General features: G+C 70.1%; 22 protein-coding genes. 13 read left to right on the top strand and 9 right to left on the bottom strand.

Going from position 1 to position 18,220, the window contains the following annotated elements; all coding sequences use genetic code 11:
- Window positions 1–8 precede the first annotated feature (8 nt).
- Together purE and AC5Y4S_RS02020 are read right to left on the bottom strand one after the other, a co-directional pair.
- Window positions 9–524 (bottom strand): 5-(carboxyamino)imidazole ribonucleotide mutase, encoded by a 516-nt coding sequence (gene purE / locus AC5Y4S_RS02025; protein ID WP_500029406.1) that lies wholly within the window; start codon window positions 522–524, stop codon window positions 9–11.
- Window positions 517–1,734, bottom strand: a complete 1,218-nt coding sequence (locus tag AC5Y4S_RS02020) for a 5-(carboxyamino)imidazole ribonucleotide synthase (RefSeq protein WP_500029405.1) — start codon at window positions 1,732–1,734, stop codon at window positions 517–519. The genes purE and AC5Y4S_RS02020 overlap by 8 nt, the downstream gene beginning before the upstream one ends.
- A gap of 66 nt (window positions 1,735–1,800) precedes the next feature.
- Here AC5Y4S_RS02020 and AC5Y4S_RS02015 point away from each other — a divergent pair, with 66 nt between their 5' ends.
- On the top strand, window positions 1,801–2,460 hold the full coding sequence (locus tag AC5Y4S_RS02015) for a GtrA family protein (protein WP_500029404.1): 660 nt from the start codon (window positions 1,801–1,803) through the stop codon (window positions 2,458–2,460).
- Here AC5Y4S_RS02015 and AC5Y4S_RS02010 read toward each other — a convergent pair.
- Together AC5Y4S_RS02010 and AC5Y4S_RS02005 are read right to left on the bottom strand one after the other, a co-directional pair.
- Window positions 2,415–2,933 carry a PH domain-containing protein gene (locus AC5Y4S_RS02010; protein ID WP_068136433.1) on the bottom strand — a complete coding sequence of 173 codons (519 nt, stop codon included), beginning with the start codon at window positions 2,931–2,933 and terminating at the stop codon, window positions 2,415–2,417. The two genes, AC5Y4S_RS02015 and AC5Y4S_RS02010, sit on opposite strands and share 46 nt — an antisense overlap.
- A gap of 10 nt (window positions 2,934–2,943) precedes the next feature.
- The gene (locus tag AC5Y4S_RS02005) at window positions 2,944–3,768 is read right to left on the bottom strand and encodes a biotin--[acetyl-CoA-carboxylase] ligase (protein ID WP_500029403.1); all 825 of its coding nucleotides are present in this window, start codon (window positions 3,766–3,768) and stop codon (window positions 2,944–2,946) included.
- A 50-nt stretch (window positions 3,769–3,818) separates the two neighbouring features.
- Between AC5Y4S_RS02005 and AC5Y4S_RS02000 the strand changes: the two genes are divergently transcribed.
- The 7 genes from AC5Y4S_RS02000 to AC5Y4S_RS01970 all read left to right on the top strand — a co-directional run bounded on the left by AC5Y4S_RS02000 (window position 3,819) and on the right by AC5Y4S_RS01970 (window position 10,163).
- Window positions 3,819–5,459, top strand: a complete 1,641-nt coding sequence (locus tag AC5Y4S_RS02000; protein WP_500029402.1) for an acyl-CoA carboxylase subunit beta — start codon at window positions 3,819–3,821, stop codon at window positions 5,457–5,459.
- Window positions 5,456–5,683: an acyl-CoA carboxylase subunit epsilon gene (locus AC5Y4S_RS01995; protein ID WP_068112508.1), complete on the top strand. Its 228-nt coding sequence runs from the start codon at window positions 5,456–5,458 to the stop codon at window positions 5,681–5,683. Before AC5Y4S_RS02000 ends, AC5Y4S_RS01995 begins: the two co-directional genes overlap by 4 nt.
- A complete protein-coding gene (locus tag AC5Y4S_RS01990; RefSeq protein ID WP_500029401.1) occupies window positions 5,680–6,315 on the top strand; it encodes a Maf family protein in 636 nt (211 codons plus the stop codon). The genes AC5Y4S_RS01995 and AC5Y4S_RS01990 overlap by 4 nt, the downstream gene beginning before the upstream one ends.
- A 10-nt stretch (window positions 6,316–6,325) precedes the next feature.
- On the top strand, window positions 6,326–7,216 hold the full coding sequence (locus tag AC5Y4S_RS01985; protein ID WP_500029400.1) for a sulfurtransferase: 891 nt from the start codon (window positions 6,326–6,328) through the stop codon (window positions 7,214–7,216).
- Window positions 7,216–7,635 carry a SufE family protein gene (locus AC5Y4S_RS01980; protein ID WP_500029399.1) on the top strand — a complete coding sequence of 140 codons (420 nt, stop codon included), beginning with the start codon at window positions 7,216–7,218 and terminating at the stop codon, window positions 7,633–7,635. The genes AC5Y4S_RS01985 and AC5Y4S_RS01980 overlap by 1 nt, the downstream gene beginning before the upstream one ends.
- Window positions 7,636–7,758: 123 nt before the next feature.
- Window positions 7,759–9,552 (top strand): acetyl/propionyl/methylcrotonyl-CoA carboxylase subunit alpha, encoded by a 1,794-nt coding sequence (locus tag AC5Y4S_RS01975; RefSeq protein WP_068186895.1) that lies wholly within the window; start codon window positions 7,759–7,761, stop codon window positions 9,550–9,552.
- A 191-nt stretch (window positions 9,553–9,743) separates the two neighbouring features.
- Window positions 9,744–10,163 carry an STAS domain-containing protein gene (locus AC5Y4S_RS01970; protein WP_500029398.1) on the top strand — a complete coding sequence of 140 codons (420 nt, stop codon included), beginning with the start codon at window positions 9,744–9,746 and terminating at the stop codon, window positions 10,161–10,163.
- On the opposite strand, the gene AC5Y4S_RS01965 is transcribed toward AC5Y4S_RS01970, so the two are convergent.
- Together AC5Y4S_RS01965 and AC5Y4S_RS01960 are read right to left on the bottom strand one after the other, a co-directional pair.
- Window positions 10,134–10,922, bottom strand: coding sequence for an RNA polymerase sigma factor SigF (locus AC5Y4S_RS01965; RefSeq protein WP_500029397.1), 789 nt, complete (start codon window positions 10,920–10,922; stop codon window positions 10,134–10,136). The two genes, AC5Y4S_RS01970 and AC5Y4S_RS01965, sit on opposite strands and share 30 nt — an antisense overlap.
- Window positions 10,919–11,356 (bottom strand): ATP-binding protein, encoded by a 438-nt coding sequence (locus AC5Y4S_RS01960; RefSeq protein WP_068186899.1) that lies wholly within the window; start codon window positions 11,354–11,356, stop codon window positions 10,919–10,921. The genes AC5Y4S_RS01965 and AC5Y4S_RS01960 overlap by 4 nt, the downstream gene beginning before the upstream one ends.
- A 249-nt stretch (window positions 11,357–11,605) precedes the next feature.
- Between AC5Y4S_RS01960 and AC5Y4S_RS01955 the strand changes: the two genes are divergently transcribed.
- On the top strand, window positions 11,606–11,989 hold the full coding sequence (locus AC5Y4S_RS01955) for a hypothetical protein (RefSeq protein WP_500029396.1): 384 nt from the start codon (window positions 11,606–11,608) through the stop codon (window positions 11,987–11,989).
- A 20-nt stretch (window positions 11,990–12,009) separates the two neighbouring features.
- Window positions 12,010–12,321, top strand: coding sequence for a protein UsfY (gene usfY / locus AC5Y4S_RS01950; RefSeq protein ID WP_500029395.1), 312 nt, complete (start codon window positions 12,010–12,012; stop codon window positions 12,319–12,321).
- A gap of 10 nt (window positions 12,322–12,331) precedes the next feature.
- Here the strand turns inward: usfY and AC5Y4S_RS01945 are convergent, their stop codons facing one another.
- From AC5Y4S_RS01945 to AC5Y4S_RS01935, 3 genes are all read right to left on the bottom strand, one after another.
- Window positions 12,332–12,715, bottom strand: coding sequence for a hypothetical protein (locus AC5Y4S_RS01945; protein ID WP_068136407.1), 384 nt, complete (start codon window positions 12,713–12,715; stop codon window positions 12,332–12,334).
- A 117-nt stretch (window positions 12,716–12,832) separates the two neighbouring features.
- On the bottom strand, window positions 12,833–14,155 hold the full coding sequence (gene lat, locus AC5Y4S_RS01940; protein WP_500029394.1) for an L-lysine 6-transaminase: 1,323 nt from the start codon (window positions 14,153–14,155) through the stop codon (window positions 12,833–12,835).
- A 44-nt stretch (window positions 14,156–14,199) separates the two neighbouring features.
- Window positions 14,200–14,652 carry an Lrp/AsnC family transcriptional regulator gene (locus AC5Y4S_RS01935; RefSeq protein WP_068136400.1) on the bottom strand — a complete coding sequence of 151 codons (453 nt, stop codon included), beginning with the start codon at window positions 14,650–14,652 and terminating at the stop codon, window positions 14,200–14,202.
- Window positions 14,653–14,694: 42 nt separating this feature from the next.
- Here AC5Y4S_RS01935 and hglS point away from each other — a divergent pair, with 42 nt between their 5' ends.
- From hglS to AC5Y4S_RS01920, 3 genes are read left to right on the top strand one after another with little or no spacing between them, the layout of a single operon-like run.
- Window positions 14,695–15,933 (top strand): 2-oxoadipate dioxygenase/decarboxylase, encoded by a 1,239-nt coding sequence (gene hglS, locus AC5Y4S_RS01930; protein WP_500029393.1) that lies wholly within the window; start codon window positions 14,695–14,697, stop codon window positions 15,931–15,933.
- Window positions 15,930–17,471, top strand: coding sequence for an L-piperidine-6-carboxylate dehydrogenase (amaB, locus tag AC5Y4S_RS01925; RefSeq protein WP_500029392.1), 1,542 nt, complete (start codon window positions 15,930–15,932; stop codon window positions 17,469–17,471). Before hglS ends, amaB begins: the two co-directional genes overlap by 4 nt.
- Before the next feature lie 45 nt (window positions 17,472–17,516).
- A complete protein-coding gene (locus tag AC5Y4S_RS01920) occupies window positions 17,517–18,182 on the top strand; it encodes a TetR/AcrR family transcriptional regulator (protein ID WP_500029391.1) in 666 nt (221 codons plus the stop codon).
- Window positions 18,183–18,220: the final 38 nt, after the last annotated feature.

Genomic DNA, 18,220 nt, shown 5'->3' with positions numbered 1-18,220 from the left:
TCGCTAAGCTACTCGCCGGTAACTTTACCGTGGCGCTGTTGCAGCGCCGAATCCTTGGCGCGCACCGTCTCGGCCAGCTCGTCGGCGAACGCGACGAGCCGCGCCCGCAGCGCCGCGTCGGACGACGCCAGGATGCGCACCGCGAGCAGGCCCGCGTTGCGGGCGCCGCCGATCGAGACCGTGGCGACCGGAACCCCGGCCGGCATCTGCACGATCGACAGCAGGGAGTCCAGGCCGTCGAGGCGGGCCAGCGGCACCGGCACCCCGATCACCGGCAGCGGCGTGGCGGAGGCGACCATTCCGGGCAGGTGCGCGGCGCCGCCGGCGCCGGCGATGATCACCTGCAGGCCGCGGTCGGCCGCCGTGCGCGCGTAGTCGAACATCACCTGCGGCGTGCGATGGGCCGAGACCACCCGGACCTCGGCCGGGACGTCGAACTCGGCCAGCGCCTCGGCGGCGTCGGCCATCACCGACCAGTCGCTGTCGCTGCCCATGATGACGCCGACCCGAGGAGCGTTAGCCATGTGGATCCCATCCGTCCGTCCACTGCCCGTGTGACAACCAGTGTGCCGCCAGGTCGGCGCGTTCACGCAGCTGGACCAGCCCCGCCGGGTCCGCGCCCAGGAAGTTGACGTGCCCGATCTTGCGGCCGGGCCGCTCCTGTTTGCCGTAGAGGTGAACCCGCGCGTCGGGCATCCGCGCGAACAGGTGGTGCAGCCGCTCGTCCATGCTCATCGCCGGGGTCTGCAGGGCGCCCAGCACGTTGGCCATCACGGTCACCGGCGCGATGGCGTCGGTGTCGCCGAGCGGGTAGTCCAGCACCGCGCGCAGGTGCTGCTCGAACTGGCTGGTGCGCGCCCCATCCATGGTCCAGTGCCCGGAGTTGTGCGGCCGCATCGCGAGCTCGTTGACCAGCAGCTCGCCGCTTGCGGTCTCGAACAGCTCGACCGCCAGCACGCCGACGACACCGAGTTCGGCGGCCAACCGCAAGGCCAGCCGCTGGGCCCCGGAGGCCACGCCGTCGTCCAGGTCCGGCGCGGGCGCGATCACCTGCACGCAGATCCCGTCCCGCTGCACCGTCTCGACCACCGGCCAGGCCGCGCCCTGCCCGAACGGGGAGCGCGCCACCAGGGCCGACAGCTCGCGGCGCAGGTTCACCTGCTCCTCGGCCATCACCGGCACCCCGTCCGCCAGGAAGCTGGCCGCGATTTCGCGGGCGTGCGAGGGGTCGCGGGCCATCCGCACCCCGCGTCCGTCGTAGCCGCCGCGGACGGCTTTGACGACGACGGGGCCGCCCACCCGCGCGGCAAAGGCCTCGAGCTCGTCGAGGTTGCCGATGCCGGCATACCGCGGCACCGGTGCGCCCAGCGCCTCCAACCGCCGCCGCATCACCAGCTTGTCCTGGGCATGCACCAGGGCGTGCGGCGGCGGCGCCACGTTGACGCCCTCGGCGACGAGCTTCTCCAGCAGCTCGGTCGGGACGTGCTCGTGGTCGAAGGTCAGCACGTCGGCCCCGGCCGCGACCCGGCGCAGGTCCTCGAGATCGGCGTGCGAGCCGATCATCACGTCGGCGCTGACCTGCGCGGCCGATTCGCCAGGGGCGGTCGCCAGCACCCGCAGCGTCTGCCCCAGCGCGATCGCGGATTGGTGGGTCATGCGGGCGAGCTGACCGCCGCCGACCATCGCCACGACGGGGGCGGCCTTCGGTGAGCGCTTGTTCGGCACGGCCATCATCGTGTCACGGCCCGCGGCGAAGCAGATTTTGCGTCGTTTTCGCGTCCGTCCGTACACTGACGTGTTGTGTCCTTCGCCGATGCCGTAATTTCGCGCCTGCCAGAGGCCGTTCAGCCTCATTTGCTGCGCCATCACGAGCTAATCAAATTCGCGATCGTCGGCGGCACCACGTTCGTCATCGACTCGGCGATTTTCTACACCCTCAAGCTGACGATCCTCGAACCCAAGCCGGTGACCGCCAAGGTGATCGCGGGCATCGTCGCGGTCATCGCCTCCTATGTCTTGAACCGGGAGTGGAGCTTCCGCGACCGCGGCGGCCGCGAGCGCCACCACGAGGCGTTCCTGTTCTTCGCCTTCAGCGGCGTGGGCGTGCTGCTTTCCATGGCGCCGCTGTGGTTTTCGCACTACGTGCTGCACCTTCGGGTGCCCGAGGTGTCGCTGACGCTGGAGAACATCACCGACTTCATCTCGGCCTACATCATCGGCAACCTGCTGCAGATGGCGTTCCGCTTCTGGGCGTTCCGACGCTGGGTGTTTCCCGACGAGTTCGCCCGCAACCCCGACAAGGCGATCGAATCCGCCCTTACCGCAGGCGGTTTCGCCGAGGTCCTGGAGGACGAGCTGGAGAAGAGCAACGTCACCCTGTTGCGGTCGTGGCGGAAAAAGGCGAGCCGGTTTTCTCAGCTCGGCGACTCCTCGGAACCGAGGGTGTCGAAGACTTCGTGATACAGCAGCGCGTGCACCTCGCGCAGCCGCGGAATGTTGTAGAACTCCAACGGATCTTGTGACGCCGACTCGATGATCAGCGTTCCGGTGCGAAACATGCGCTCGCTCAAGCGGTCCCGGAACTCCACGCTGTTGATGCGCGCCAGCGGGATGTCGATCCCGCTGCGCGTGAGCACGCCGTGGCGAAACATCACCCGGCGGTTGGTGACGACGAAATGCGTGGTCAGCCAGCCCAGCAGCGGCCACAGCGTGAGCCAGCCGACGATCACCAGCCAAATGCCCCAGATGACGCCGTAGATGATGTTCTTGGCGAGCTGCTCCCAGTGCGTCGAGTTGAGGTAGCCGGAGCCGAACGCGGCCAGCGCGGTCGCCAGCACCAGCACCACGACGGGCCAGATCAACCGCTTCCAGTGCGGGTGGCGGTGCAGGACGACCTGCTCGCCGGCGGCCAGGGCGTTGTCCGGATAGCTCACGTGAAAAAAGCTACCGCTGCTGGCGCAGATGCACGACGTCACCGGCGGAAACCACGGCGGTTTGGCCGCCGGCCTCCACACACAACCGGCCCTGGTCGTCGACGGCGGTCGCGGTGCCCACAACCTCCTTGTCGCCGGGCAGCACGGCGCGCACCGGGCGCCCGATGGTCAGGCTGCGCGCCCGGTAGTCGGCCGCCAACGCCCAGTCGGCGCCCCGCGCGGCCCGCCAGGCCACGATCCGCCTGCCCAGTTCGGTCAGCACCGCGCCGACCAGCCGGCCGCGGTCCGGCTCGGGCACGCCCAGGTCGAACAGCGATGTGGCGCCGGGCCCGTCGACCTCGTCGGGGGCCTGGGTCACGTTGAGCCCCAAGCCGATCACCACGACCGGGCGGGCCACCTCGGCGAGGATGCCGGCCAGCTTGCCCGGGGAGTCCGGCGGGCCGGCCAGCACGTCGTTGGGCCACTTGAGGCCCGCCTGCACCCCGGTGACGGCCAGCACCGCGTCGACGATCGCCACCCCGGTGGCCAGCGACAGCCAGCCCCAGCCCTCGGTGGGCACGTCGACGACGCTGACGCCCACCGACATGGTGATCTGGGCCCGCGGGCTGGCCGTCCAGCCGCGCCCGTGGCGCCCGCGCCCGGCCGTCTGGTGCTCGGCGATCAGCACCGCCCCGGCGACGTCGTCGCCCGCCGCCGCGCGCGCCAAGAGGTCGGCGTTGGTGGAGCCGGTCCGCTCCACGACGTCGAGCTGGCGCCAGCCCAGCCCGGTGCCGATCAGCTCGGCGCGCAGTGCGGCCTGATCCAGCGGTTGCCGAAGCGAATCGCGGTCCGTCACTCCACCCAGCCTAAGCACCGCGCCGGGGGCTGCCGATACCATCGAGTCCCATGACAAGCGCTACCGACCACACGGCCGAACCCGCCGCCGAGCACACCATCGATATCCACACCACCGCGGGCAAGCTGGCCGAGCTGCACAAGCGGCGGGAGGAGTCGCTGCACCCGGTCGGCGAAGAGGCCGTCGACAAGGTGCACGCCAAGGGCAAGCTGACCGCCCGCGAGCGCATCCTGGCCCTGCTCGACGAGGACTCGTTCGTCGAGCTCGACGCCCTGGCCCGCCACCGCAGCACCAACTTCGGCCTGGACAAGAACCGCCCGCTGGGCGACGGCGTGATCACCGGCTACGGCACCATCGACGGCCGCGACGTGTGCATCTTCAGCCAGGACGCCACGGTGTTCGGCGGCAGCCTCGGCGAGGTGTACGGCGAGAAGATCGTCAAGGTGCAGGAGCTGGCGATCAAGACCGGCCGCCCGCTCATCGGCATCAACGACGGCGCCGGCGCGCGCATCCAGGAAGGCGTCGTCTCGCTGGGCCTGTACAGCCGGATCTTCCGCAACAACATCATCGCGTCGGGGGTCATCCCGCAGATCTCGCTGATCATGGGCGCGGCCGCCGGCGGGCACGTCTACTCGCCCGCCCTGACCGACTTCGTGGTCATGGTCGACCAGACCAGCCAGATGTTCATCACCGGCCCCGACGTCATCAAGACGGTCACCGGTGAGGACGTCACCATGGAGGAGCTCGGCGGCGCCCACACCCACATGGCCAAGTCGGGCACGCTGCACTACGTCGCCTCCGGCGAGCAGGACGCCTTCGACTGGGTCCGCGACCTGCTGAGCTACCTGCCGCCGAACAACGCCACCGACCCGCCGCGGTACGCCGAGCCCGCCCCCGCGGGTCCAATCGAGGAGAACCTCACCGAGGAGGACCTCGAGCTGGACACGCTGATCCCGGACTCGCCCAACCAGCCCTACGACATGCACGAGGTGATCACCCGGATTCTCGACGACGACGAGTTCCTGGAGATCCAGGGCGGTTACGCGCAGAACATCGTCGTCGGGTTCGGCCGCATTGACGGCCGGCCGGTCGGGATCGTGGCCAACCAGCCGACCCAGTTCGCCGGCTGCCTGGACATCAATGCCTCGGAGAAGGCGGCCCGCTTCGTGCGGACCTGCGACTGCTTCAACATCCCGATCGTGATGCTGGTCGACGTCCCGGGCTTCCTGCCGGGCACCGGCCAGGAGTACAACGGCATCATCCGGCGCGGGGCCAAGCTGCTGTACGCCTATGGCGAGGCGACCGTACCCAAGATCACGGTCATCACCCGCAAGGCCTACGGCGGCGCCTACTGCGTCATGGGTTCCAAGGACATGGGCTGCGACGTCAACCTGGCCTGGCCGACGGCCCAGATCGCGGTGATGGGCGCCTCCGGCGCGGTCGGCTTCGTGTACCGCCAGCAGCTGGCCGAGGCCGCAAAGAAGGGCGAGGACGTGGACGCGCTGCGCCTGCAGCTGCAGCAGGAGTACGAGGACACGCTGGTCAACCCGTACGTCGCGGCCGAGCGCGGCTACGTCGACGCGGTGATCCCGCCGTCGTACACCCGTGGCTACATCGGCACGGCGCTGCGCCTGCTGGAACGCAAGATCAGCCACCTGCCGCCCAAGAAGCACGGGAACATTCCGCTATGACAGACGACGCTCACCACGAGCCGCACATCCAGGTGCTCAAGGGCAACCCGACCGACGCGGAGCTGGCGGCGCTGGTGGCCGTGCTCGGCGGCGTCGGCGCCGCCTCGCCCGAGCCCACCCAGCCGGAGAGCACCCGCTGGGGCTTGCCGGTCGACCGGCTGCGCTACGCGATGTCGAACTACCAGCGGCTGACCATGCAGCAGATGACACACATGAGGCATTGACCCGGCTGGTGCTGGGGTCGGCCTCGCCCGGCCGCCTCAAGGTGCTGCGCCAGGCCGGCCTCGGTCCGCTCGTCGTGGTGTCCGGCGTCGACGAGGACCTAGTCGCCGCGGGCCTGGCGCCCGACGCCCCGCCGGACCGGGTGGTCTGCGCGCTGGCCGCGGCCAAGGCCGACGACGTCGCCGGGCGGCTCGACGGCGCCACCGCGGCGGATTGCATTGTGCTGGGCTGTGATTCGATGCTGGCCATCGACGGCCGGCTGTGCGGCAAGCCGGGGTCGCCGGAGGCAGCGGTGAGCCAGTGGCGGCTGATGGGCGGCCGCTCGGGCCGGCTGCACACCGGGCACTGCCTGCTGCGGCTGCGCGACGGCGCGATCACCCACCGCGAGGTCCAATCCGCCTGCACCACAGTGCATTTCGCCGCGCCCGCCGAGGCGGATCTGCGGGCGTACGTAGCCGACGGAGAACCTTTGCGGGTGGCCGGCGGCTTCACCCTGGACGGGCTGGGCGGCTGGTTCGTCGACGGGATCGAGGGCGATCCGTCGAACGTGATCGGCGTGAGCCTGCCGCTGCTGCGTGAGCTGCTGGGCCGGGCCGGGCTGTCCGTGGCCTCGCTGTGGGAGAGCCGGCGGTAGGCTCGAAGTCGTGTCCTTACCCCCCGATCCGCACCCGTCCCTGACCGAGTACGCCCACCCCGAACGACTGGTCACCGCCGACTGGCTGTCCGCCAACATGGGCGCCCCCGGCCTGGCGATCGTCGAGTCCGACGAGGACGTCCTGCTCTACGACGTCGGCCACATCCCCGGCGCGGTCAAGATCGACTGGCACACCGACCTCAACGACCCGCGGGTCCGCGACTACATCAACGGCGAGCAGTTCGCCGAGCTGATGGACCGCAAGGGCATCGCCCGCGACGACACCGTGGTGATCTACGGCGACAAGAGCAACTGGTGGGCGGCGTACGCGCTGTGGGTCTTCACGCTGTTCGGCCACCCCGACGTGCGCCTGCTCAACGGCGGTCGCGACCTGTGGCTGGCCGAGCGCCGCGACACCACCCTGGACGTCCCGACCACGACGTCGAGCGGCTATCCCGTCGTGCAGCGCAACGACGCGCCCATTCGCGCGTACAAGGACGACGTGCTGGCCATCCTCGGTTCCGAGCCGCTGATCGATGTGCGCTCGCCGGACGAGTACACCGGCAAGCGCACCCACATGCCCGACTACCCCGAGGAGGGGGCGCTGCGGGCCGGGCACATCCCCACCGCCGTGTCGATCCCCTGGGGCAAGGCGGTCGACGAGAGCGGCCGCTTCCGCCCCCGCGCCGAGCTCGAGGAGCTCTACGGCTTCCTGCGGCCGGACGACAAGACCGTCGTCTACTGCCGCATCGGCGAGCGGTCCAGCCACACCTGGTTCGTGCTCACCCACCTGCTGGGCAAGCCCGGGGTCCGCAACTACGACGGATCGTGGACCGAGTGGGGCAACACCGTGCGGGTGCCGATCGTCGCGGGCGAGCAGCCGGGAGCCGTTCCGGTCTGATGAGCATGCCCGCCCCCCTGGCCGAGGTGGTGTCCGACTTCGCCGAAGTCCAGGGCCAGGACAAGCTGACTCTGCTGCTGGAGTTCGCCAACGACCTTCCCGCGCTGCCGGCCGACCTCGAGGAGGCGGCGATGGAGCCGGTGCCCGAGTGCCAGTCGCCGCTGTTCCTGCACGTCGACGCCAGCGACCGCAACCGGGTGCGGCTGCACTTCAGCGCGCCCGCCGAGGCGCCCACCACCCGGGGGTTCGCGTCGATCCTGGCCGCCGGTTTGGACGAGCAACCGGCCGCCGACATCCTCGCGGTGCCCGAGGACTTCTACACCGAGCTGGGCCTGGCCGCTCTGATCAGCCCGCTGCGGCTGCGCGGCATGTCGGCGATGCTGGCCCGCATCAAGCGGCGATTGCGCGAGACGGGCTGATCAGGAACGGATTTGGAGACCGGGTATCGGCCCCTACGGCGCGCCGCATAAACTTCCCCGGGACAAGACTTGTAAGAATTTCTCTTAGAGACGCATATGACGTCCAGCCGAACAGGAGGCGAAGTGGCTAGTCACGCCAGCTCGAGGATCTCCAAGGTGCTCGTCGCCAATCGCGGTGAGATCGCCGTCCGGGTGATCCGCGCGGCCCGCGACGCGGGCCTGCCCAGCGTGGCGGTGTATGCCGAGCCCGACGCCGACGCGCCGCACGTGCGGCTGGCCGACGAGGCGTTCGCCCTGGGGGGCCAGACGTCCGCGGAGTCCTACCTGGACTTCGGCAAGCTCCTCGACGCGGCGGAGAAGTCCGGCGCCAACGCCGTCCACCCCGGCTACGGCTTCCTCTCCGAGAACGCCGACTTCGCGCAGGCGGTCATCGACGCCGGGCTGATCTGGATCGGCCCCAGCCCCCAGTCCATCCGCGACCTCGGCGACAAGGTCACCGCCCGCCACATCGCCGCCCGCGCCCAGGCCCCGCTGGTGCCCGGCACCCCGGACCCGGTCAAGGACGCCGACGAGGTGGTGGCCTTCGCCAAGGAGTACGGCGTGCCGATCGCCATCAAGGCCGCCTTCGGCGGCGGCGGCCGCGGCATGAAGGTCGCCCGCACCCTCGAGGAGATCCCGCACCTGTACGAGTCGGCGGTGCGCGAGGCCGTCGCGGCGTTCGGCCGCGGCGAATGCTTCGTCGAGCGCTACCTGGACAAGCCCCGCCACGTCGAGGCGCAGGTGATCGCCGACCAGCACGGCAACGTGGTCGTCGCCGGCACCCGCGACTGCTCGCTGCAGCGCCGCTTCCAGAAGCTGGTCGAGGAGGCGCCGGCGCCGTTCTTGACCGACGCGCAGCGCAAGGAGATCCACGAGTCGGCCAAGCGGATCTGCAAGGAGGCGCACTACTACGGCGCCGGCACCGTCGAGTACCTGGTCGGCCAGGACGGCCTGATCTCCTTCCTGGAGGTGAACACCCGCCTGCAGGTCGAGCACCCCGTCACCGAGGAGACCGCGGGCATCGACCTGGTGTTGCAGCAGTTCAAGATCGCCAACGGCGAGAAGCTCGACATCACCGAGGACCCCACCCCGCGCGGGCACGCCATCGAGTTCCGGATCAACGGCGAGGACGCCGGGCGTGGCTTCCTGCCCGCCCCGGGGCCCGTCACCAAGTACGAGACGCCCAGCGGGCCGGGCGTCCGGCTGGACTCCGGCGTCGAGGCGGGATCGGTGATCGGCGGCCAGTTCGACTCGATGCTGGCCAAGCTGATCGTCTACGGCGCCACCCGCGAGGAGGCCCTGGCCCGCTCCCGCCGGGCCCTCGACGAGTTCCACGTCGAAGGCTTGGCGACCGTTATCCCGTTCCACCGCGCCGTGGTGAGAGACCCGGCGTTCATCGGCGACGAGAACGGCTTCTCGGTGCACACCCGCTGGATCGAGACCGAGTGGAACAACACCATCGAGCCGTTCACCGGCGGCGAGCCGATCGACGAAGAGGACGCCCGGCCCCGGCAGACGGTGGTCGTCGAGGTCGGCGGGCGCCGGCTCGAAGTCTCGCTCCCAGGCGACCTGGCCCTGGCCAACGGTTCGGCCGACCCGGCCGGGGTGATCCGCAAGAAGCCCAAGCCGCGCAAGCGCGGATCGCACGCGGGGGTGGCCGCCTCCGGCGACGCGGTGACGGCGCCCATGCAGGGCACCGTGGTCAAGGTCGCGGTCGAGGAGGGTCAGGAGGTCGCCGCCGGCGACCTGGTCGTAGTCCTCGAGGCGATGAAGATGGAAAACCCGGTCACCGCGCACAAGGACGGCACCATCACCGGGCTCGCCGTCGAGGCCGGCGCGGCCATCACCCAGGGCACGGTCCTCGCCGAGATCAAATAACACGAAGAAACTCAGAAGAAACGTCGATAGCGTTGTCCGACCCGCCCCGGCGCGGGTAGGGTCGGATCCAGGTTGAGTTCACAGCCGCCCGGATCACGTCAGGAAAGCGGGAAGGCTAACTCCCCGATCTCGAGCTTCACGGCCACCTGGCGTCGTCCGCAGCAACACCCTCCAAAATGACGGAGACACGCATGTCTGTGGCCCAATCTTGGCAACAAAGCCGAACCGCCCAATTCACCTCCCGCTGGAGCGCGCTGGGGGCGGTGATCACCGTCGACGGTGAGCTCGACGCCGCCAACGCCGATCAGCTCTCCATCTACGCGCAACGCAGCGTCAGGCGCGCCCGCCGGATCGTCGTCGACCTGCGCGGCCTGGAATTCATTGGTACCGCTGGCTTTTCGGCGCTGCACCGGATCAACGTCGCGTGCTCGGCCGCCCAGTTGCACTGGGCCATGGTGCCGAGCCCGGCCGTAGCGCGGTTATTGAGGATCTGCGACCCCGACGGCACCCTGCCGGTGACGACGCCGCAAGCCGAGCCGCTGCTGCGACCCACCAAGAGGGGGCGCGACGAGTCGCGGCCGCTACTTCAGTTGGTCCCGCAGCCGCGTTAGCGACTTGGCCAGCAGGCGTGACACGTGCATCTGTGAGATGCCGACCCGCTCGGCGATCTGCGTCTGCGTCATCGACTCGAAAAACCTGAGCACCAGCACCATTCGTTCCCGCTCGGGCAGCGCCTCGAGCAGCGGGCGCAACGCCTCGCGATCCTCGATGCGGTCGAGGCCGGCGTCCACGTCGCCCAACGTGTCGGCGATGGCGCGGGCGTCGTCGTCGTCGCTGCCGCCACCGGTGTCGATGGACAGCGTGTTGTAGGAGCTGCCCGCCACCAGGCCCTCGACCACCTCGTCGCGCTCCATGCCGAGTTCTACGGCGAGTTCGGACGCCGTCGGCGCCCGGCCGAGCCGCTGGGACAGATCGGCGGTGGCGGTGCCCAGCCGCAGGTGCAATTCCTTCAGGCGCCGCGGGACCTTGACCGACCAGCTGTTGTCGCGGAAGTGGCGGCGGACCTCGCCCATGATCGTGGGCACCGCGAACGAGACGAAGTCCGACCCGGTCTCGACGTCGAAGCGGACGACGGCGTTGACCAGGCCGACCCGCGCCACCTGGACCAGGTCGTCGCGCGGTTCGCCGCGGCCCTCGAACCGGCGGGCGATGTGGTCGGCCAGCGGCAGGCACCGCTCCACGATCTTGTCCCGCTGGCGCTGGAATTCCATCGAGTCGGGGGCGACGCCGGCCAACTCGCGGAACATGTCCGGGACGTCCGCATACTCGTTCGGCCGCGAAACCGAACCGCCGGCAGCTCGCGCTGTCACCTGCTAGAGGCCGCCCGTCGCGCGGTCAGCGTAATGCCGAAGACACTGCCGGTCTCGTCGGGTTCGCGACCGTCGTGGAAGGTCTGGACTTCGTCGGCCAGGGAGGTCAGGACGTGCCAGCTGAAGCTGCCGGGCGCCACAACGTCGTGGGTGTCGCACGCCGCGGAGGCCTCGACCACCAACTCGTCGTCGTGCGGGTCGACGACGACAACTAGCGTCGCGCCCGGCGTGGCCGACCGAATCAGGCGGGTGCACACCTCGTCCACCGCGAGCCGCAGGTCGGCGACCGCGTCGAAATCCAGGTCCTCAAAGGTGCCGATAGCACCGACCAGAGTACGCAGCATCGCCAGGTTCTCGAGGCGTGCAGCAACGTGCAGCTCGACGGCGCGGTGGCCGCGTTGACGCGTGTTCGCGCGAACTCCCGGATCGGTCATATGGTCTCCCGGCGGTGTCTGCTTGACATTACTATTGCCGCGCAGCCCGCCGTCGACCGTGGGTTCCAACCGATTAGTCACAATCGCCGCCGCTGGTCATGTCTATGGCAGTGGGCATCGATGTCGGTGTCGCTGACGCAACCCTTCCGGCACTCATCATGGTGTACAGCTGATACCCAATTGCGGCGGCGAATAACCCCGTCAAGCGGACCCTTAACACCGTCTACCCCGCGACCTACACTTATTGGCATGAAGCAGGCTCTGCTTCGTGCGGTTGTGCTTCTCGCGTCGTGGGCCGTCGGCCTGCTGGCGGCGGCCTGGGTCGTGCCCGGCGTTTCGGTGTCGGCGTCGGGGTTTATCGTCGCCGTCCTGGTGTTCTCGGTGGCGCAGGCAAGCCTGTCGCTGCTGATCGTGAAGTTGCCGCGGGCCTACGCGTCGCTACTGCTCGGTGGCGCCGGGCTGGTGCTGACCCTGGTCGCGTTGAGCTTGGCCGCGGCGTTCACCCACGGCCTGTCCATCCGCGGCGCCGCCTCCTGGCTCGCCGCGACGATCATCGTGTGGCTGGTGACCACGATCGGGGCGATTTCGCTGCCCGAGGTGCCGGTTCGCGACACGGCCGACTCGACGACCTGAAACGACCGAAGGAGGGGTGGATGAGCGACAGGCATCGCGATCCGACGGACCACTTCCGGACGACGCAACCGCACGCCGGTTTCTCGATGAAGGACAACCTGTACTGGCCCGGGTTCATCCTGTTCCTCGTCGCGGTGGGCGGGATGATCAGCACGACGGCCGCGGCCGCCTACGGCCACTACGAATGGGTCGCCACCACCAGCCTGGTGGCCGTGCTCGGGACGATCGCCGGCGCGTTGTGGTTCGTCGTGGAGCATCGCCGCGTGGGCCGCATCGACGAGCAATGGCACTTCGTCCCCCGGACGGAGGGCGCCAGGGACTCGCGCGTCTAGTCGGCGCGGATCATAGGGCCAGCACCGGCCCGGCGATCGGGGATACGCCCAGGCCGAGGGCCACCACCATCAGCGTCAGCAGGAACCAGCCCGCGCCGTGCCATCCCCACCAGGTGCCGTGGGCCTTCCATACCCGGTAGGTGCGCAGGAACGCCCAGAGCGCCCCGGCCAGCAGAATCAGCGGACCGCCCAGCGCCAGCATCGTGCGCTGGGGCGTGCCACACGCCGCCGTGTCGACGCCCGTTCCGGGGCAGGTGCTGACCCACAACGCGGCAAGAACCAAGAAGCCCATGCCCGCGACCGCGGCCAGGGCGGCAAACCGGATGGCCGCGTGCACCTCGCGGTCCTCCTGCCCCAAGCGGTCACCCGGCGACCGCTGATCCGCCGTTTGCATAGTCGTCCCCCGTGTGCCGGTCCTGATTTCTTGGTTAATCGTTCGCTGCGCCGCATTAGTTACGCGCCACGATGATGCAGATCCGGATACCCTGCGACCTACCACGGTAAACCGCGCTCAGCCCCACGTCACGGCCGTCAAAGCGCCGCTCAGGGCGCAAACCAGCGCATCGATCTCCCCCCGGGTGACCGTCAGCGCGGGCCGGAACCGGACGCCGTCCTCCCCGCAGCGCAGCGCGATCACGCGGCGTTGCCACAGCTCGCCGATCACCGCCTCACGGGCGCCGGTGCTCGGCAGGCTGAACGCGCACATCAGGCCGCGGCCGCGGGGGTCGAAAACCAGGGCCGGGAAGTCGTGGGCCAGCTCGACCAGCCGGCCCAGCAGGTAGCGCCCCAGGTCGGCGGCGCGGTCGAACAACCCGTCGGCCTCGATCACCTCCAGGATGCGGCGGGCCCGCACCATGTCGGCCAGGCTGCCGCCCCAGGTCGAGCTGAGCCGGGAGGCGACCGCGAACACGTTGTCGGGAACCTCGTCGACCCGGCGGCCGGCCATCACCCCACACACCTGCGTCTTCTTTCCGAACGCCACCACATCGGGTTGCACGCCCAGTTGCTGATACGCCCACGGGGTCCCGGTCAGCCCGCAGCCGGTCTGGACCTCGTCGAAGATCAACAGGGCGTCGTGTTCGTCGCACAGCCGGCGCATCGCGGCGAAGAAGGCGGGACGGAAGTGGCGGTCGCCGCCCTCCCCCTGGATGGGCTCGGCCACGAAGCACGCGACGTCGTGCGGGTGCGCGTCGAACGCCGCCCGGGCCTGCCGCAGCGACTCGGCCTCGAGGGCGTCCATGTCGGTCGCCGGCCGGATATAGGGCGCGTCGATGCGCGGCCAGTCGAACTTCGGGAAGCGGGCCACGGTGACCGGCTTGGTGTTGGTCAGCGACATCGTGTAGCCGCTGCGACCGTGGAACGCGCCGCGCAAATGCAGGACCCGCGTGCCCAGCTCCGGGTCGATCCCGCGCGCCTCGTTGTGGCGGCTCTTCCAGTCGAACGCGACCTTGAGCGCGTTCTCCACCGCCAGCGCGCCGCCCTCGATGAAGAACAGGTGCGGCAGCGCGGGGTCGCCCAGCACCCGGACGAAGGTCTCGACGAAGCCGGCCATCGCCGCCGTGGCCACGTCGGGGTTGCTCGGCTTGTTCAGCGCGGCCGCCACGAGCTCGGCGCGGAACTCCTCGTCCTCGGCCAGCGCCGGGTGGTTCATGCCCAGCGCCGACGACGCGACGAACGTGAACATGTCGAGGTAGCGGCGGCCGTCCCGGGCGTCGACCAGGTAGGAGCCGGCCGACCGTGTCAGATCAAGCACCAGGTCGAAACCGTCGACCAGCATGCTGCGCGACAAAGTTTCGGGGGCCCGGTCGGTAACGGCGGCGGTCATGCCGCCCATCCTAGCGTGGTTCTTACGGTGTTATGGCATATTTACAGGAAATATTATGGTATGTATTGCCGATCACTGTAAAAAGTATTGAGGATGATGGTGCTTCGCGTCTGGACGTCGGCCGCCGTGCGGATCCGCTGCAGCAGGTCCTCGAGCGCCCGGGCGGACTCGACGCGGACCAGCAGGACATAGCTCTCCTCGCCGGCCACCGAGTGACACGACTCGATCTCCGCGATGTGTTCCAGGCGGGCGGGCGCATCATCGGGTTGAGAGGGATCCAAGGGAGTGATGGCCACGAACGCCGAGAGCAGGTGCCCGACCGCCTCCGGGTTGATCCGCGCGGAATACCCCGACACCACGCCGCGCGACTCCAGCCGGCGCACCCGGGACTGCACCGCTGAGACCGACAGGCCCGCCTTCGCGGCCAGCTCCGCCAGGGTCGCGCGACCGTTGGCGACCAGCTCGCGCACCAGGGTCCGGTCAATCTCGTCGAGCGCGTCACCCATGGGCGGAGATTATCGCAGCAAAGCCGAAATCGGCGGCGCGCCATGAGCCCCCGGCAGGGCGCGCTGGCGGCGTGGCAGCTGCGCGCTCGGTTCGCGGCCGGGCTGTCCGCCATGTACGCCGGGGAGGTTCCCGCCTACCGCACGCTGTTCGAGGTGAGCGGCCAGGTCAACGCCGACCACGTGGGGCGACATCCCGATGCCGAACGGCTTGGGTCGCTGGAGCGGGTCACCGCGGAGCGGCACGGCGCGATCCGGGTCGGCAGCCCGGCCGAACTGGCCGCCGTCGCCGACCTGTTCGCCGCCTTCGGCATGCACCCGGTGGGCTACTACGACCTGCGCCGCGCCGCCTCGCCGATTCCGGTGGTGTCCACGGCCTTTCGTCCCCTCGACGCGAATGAGTTGGCGCGCAACCCGTTTCGGGTGTTCACCTCGATGCTCGCCACGCGGGACGCGCGTTACTTTTCCCCCGAGCTGCGGGCCCGGGTGGAGACGTTCGTCGCGCGACGGCGGCTGTTCGACCCCGCATTGGTCGAGCGGGCGCGAACGATTGCGGCCGATGGCGGCTGCGCCGCCGACGAGGCGGGCGCGTTCGTCTCGGCGGCGGTGGCGGCGTTCGCGCTGTCACGCGAGCCGATCGACAAGGCCTGGTACGACGAGTTGTCGCGGGTGTCGGCGGTGGCCGCCGACATCGCCGGGGTGGGCTCCACCCACATCAACCACCTGACGCCGCGGGTGCTCGACATCGACGAGCTGTATCGGCGGATGACCGCGCGCGGCATCACCATGATCGACGCCATCCAGGGGCCGCCCCGCACCGACGGCCCCGCGGTCCTGTTGCGCCAGACCTCTTTTCGCGCGCTCGCCGAGCCCTGCCTGTTTCGCGGCCGGGACGGCCGCGTCACCGCGGGCAGCCTGCGGGTGCGCTTCGGCGAGGTCGAGGCTCGCGGTGTCGCGCTGACGCGCAAGGGCCGGGAACGCTACGACGCCGCGATGGGCGCGCCCGACCCCGCGTCGGTGTGGCGCCGGCACTTCCCGCCGACCGACGCGGACATGGCCGCCGAGGGGCTGGCCTACTATCGCGGCGGCGACCCGTCGGCGCCGGTCGTCTACGAAGACTTCCTGCCGGCGTCGGCGGCGGGCATCTTCCGCTCCAACCTGGACCGCGAAACCCGGGCGCGGGCGGCGGCCGACGACTCGGGCTATGACGCGCAGTGGCTGGCCGGGGCCATCGGCCGCGAGATCCGCGACCCGTACGCACTTTACGAGGAGGCAGCCCGATGAAGACCGAGCGTACCGAGGAGTTGCGGTCGCGGGTGCGCGCGGCCTATCAAGCGATGGGCGTCGGCGTCACGCTCGGCGACCCGGCGGGGCACGGGCTGCCGGCCAGCACGCCCATCACCGGCGAGGTGCTGTTCACCGTCGGCCACACCACGCCCGAGCAGGCTCGGGCGATCATCGCCGACGCCGCCGACGCGTTCTCGGCGTGGCGCGCCACGCCGGCCCCGGTGCGCGGCGCGCTGGTGGCCCGCCTCGGCGAGTTGCTCACCCGCCACAAGGACGACCTGGCGACGTTGGTGACCATCGAGGTGGGCAAGATCGGCTCCGAGGCGCTCGGCGAGGTGCAGGAGATGATCGACGTCTGCCAGTTCGCGGTGGGCCTGTCGCGCCAACTGTACGGCCGCACCATCGCCTCCGAGCGCCCCGGGCACCGCCTGCTGGAGACCTGGCACCCGCTCGGCGTGGTCGGGGTGATCACCGCGTTCAACTTCCCGGTCGCCGTGTGGGCGTGGAACGCCGCCGTGGCCCTGGTGTGCGGCGACACCGTCGTTTGGAAGCCGTCGGAGCTGACGCCGCTGACGGCGCTGGCCTGCCAGGCGCTGATCGGCCGCGCGGCCGCGGACGTCGGCGCCCCCGCGGCGGTCAGCGGCCTGGTCCTGGGCGAGCGCGACCTCGGCGAGCTGCTGGTGGACGACGAGCGGATCGCGTTGGTGTCCGCCACCGGTTCGGTGCGCATGGGCCAAGCCGTCGGCCCCCGGGTCGCCGCGCGCTTCGGGCGGGCCCTGCTCGAGCTGGGCGGCAACAACGCGGCCGTCGTGACGCCGTCGGCCGACCTGGACCTGGCCGTGCGGGCCATCGTGTTCGCCGCCGCCGGCACCGCCGGGCAGCGCTGCACCAGCCTGCGCCGGCTGATCGTGCACCGCAGCGTGGCCGACGAGGTGGTCGCCCGGGTCGTGGACGCGTGCGGGCGGCTGGCGATCGGCGACCCGTCGGCGCCGGGCACGCTCGTCGGCCCGCTCATCCACGAGACCGCCTACCGCGACATGGTCGGGGCCGTCGAGCAGGCGCGCGCCGACGGCGGCGAGGTCTTCGGCGGCGAGCGCTTCCATCTCGCCAGCCCTGACGGGCAAGAGGCCCACCCGAGCGCCTACTACGTCGCGCCGGCCGTCGTCCGCATGCCGGCACAGACCGACATCGTGGCCACCGAGACGTTCGCGCCGATCCTCTACGTGCTGACCTATGACGACCTGGGCGAGGCGATCGCGCTCAACAACGCCGTGCCGCAAGGACTTTCGTCGGCGATCTTCACCACCGACCTGCGCGAGGCCGAGCGCTTCCTGGACGAATCCGATTGCGGCATCGCCAATGTCAACATCGGCACGTCCGGCGCCGAGATCGGCGGCGCGTTCGGCGGCGAGAAGCAAACCGGCGGCGGGCGGGAGTCCGGCTCGGACGCGTGGAAGGGCTACATGCGCCGAAGTACCAATACCGTCAATTATTCCGACGCGTTACCGCTGGCCCAGGGCGTGACCTTTGGTTGAGCCAATGTGGCGGGCGTCTCATACCGAGTGAGTACTATCTGACACATGCCGACAGCCAGAAGGCGGTTATCCCCCGAGGATCGCCGCGCAGAGCTGCTCGCTTTGGGGGCAGAAGTCTTTGGGAAGCGACCCTATGACGAGGTCCGCATCGACGAGATAGCCGAACGAGCGGGCGTGTCCCGCGCGCTGATGTATCACTACTTCCCGGACAAGCGGGCGTTCTTCGCCGCGGTGGTCAAGGACGAGGCGGATCGGCTGTACGACGCCACCAACAACCCGCCCGAGCCCGGCATGACGATGTTCGAGGAGATCCGGACCGGCGTGCTGGCCTACATGGCCTATCACCAGTCGAACCCGGAGGCCGCCTGGGCGGCGTACGTCGGGCTGGGCCGGTCGGACCCGGTCCTGCTCGGCATCGACGACGAGGCCAAGAACCGCCAGATGGAACACATCATGTCGCGCATCGGCGAGGTCGTGAGCGGGATGCCGGACACCAGCGCGCTTGAACCGAACGTCGAGCGGGACCTGCGGGTGATCATCCAGGGCTGGCTCGCGTTCACCTTCGAGATCTGCCGGCAGCGGATCATGGACCCCACCACCGACGCCGACCGGCTCGCCGACGCCTGCGCGCACACGCTGCTCGACTCCATCGCCCGGGTGCCGGAGATCCCGTCGGAGCTGGCGCACGCGATGGCGACAGCGAGGCTGTGAGAAGGCGCTCGCCGACCAATTTGTCGGTGCCCGTTGGC

The organism is Mycobacterium sp. NGS64, from assembly GCF_059812245.1.
The sequence above is the reverse complement of the archived record's forward strand: the minus strand, read 5'-3'. Positions and strand labels throughout refer to the sequence as shown.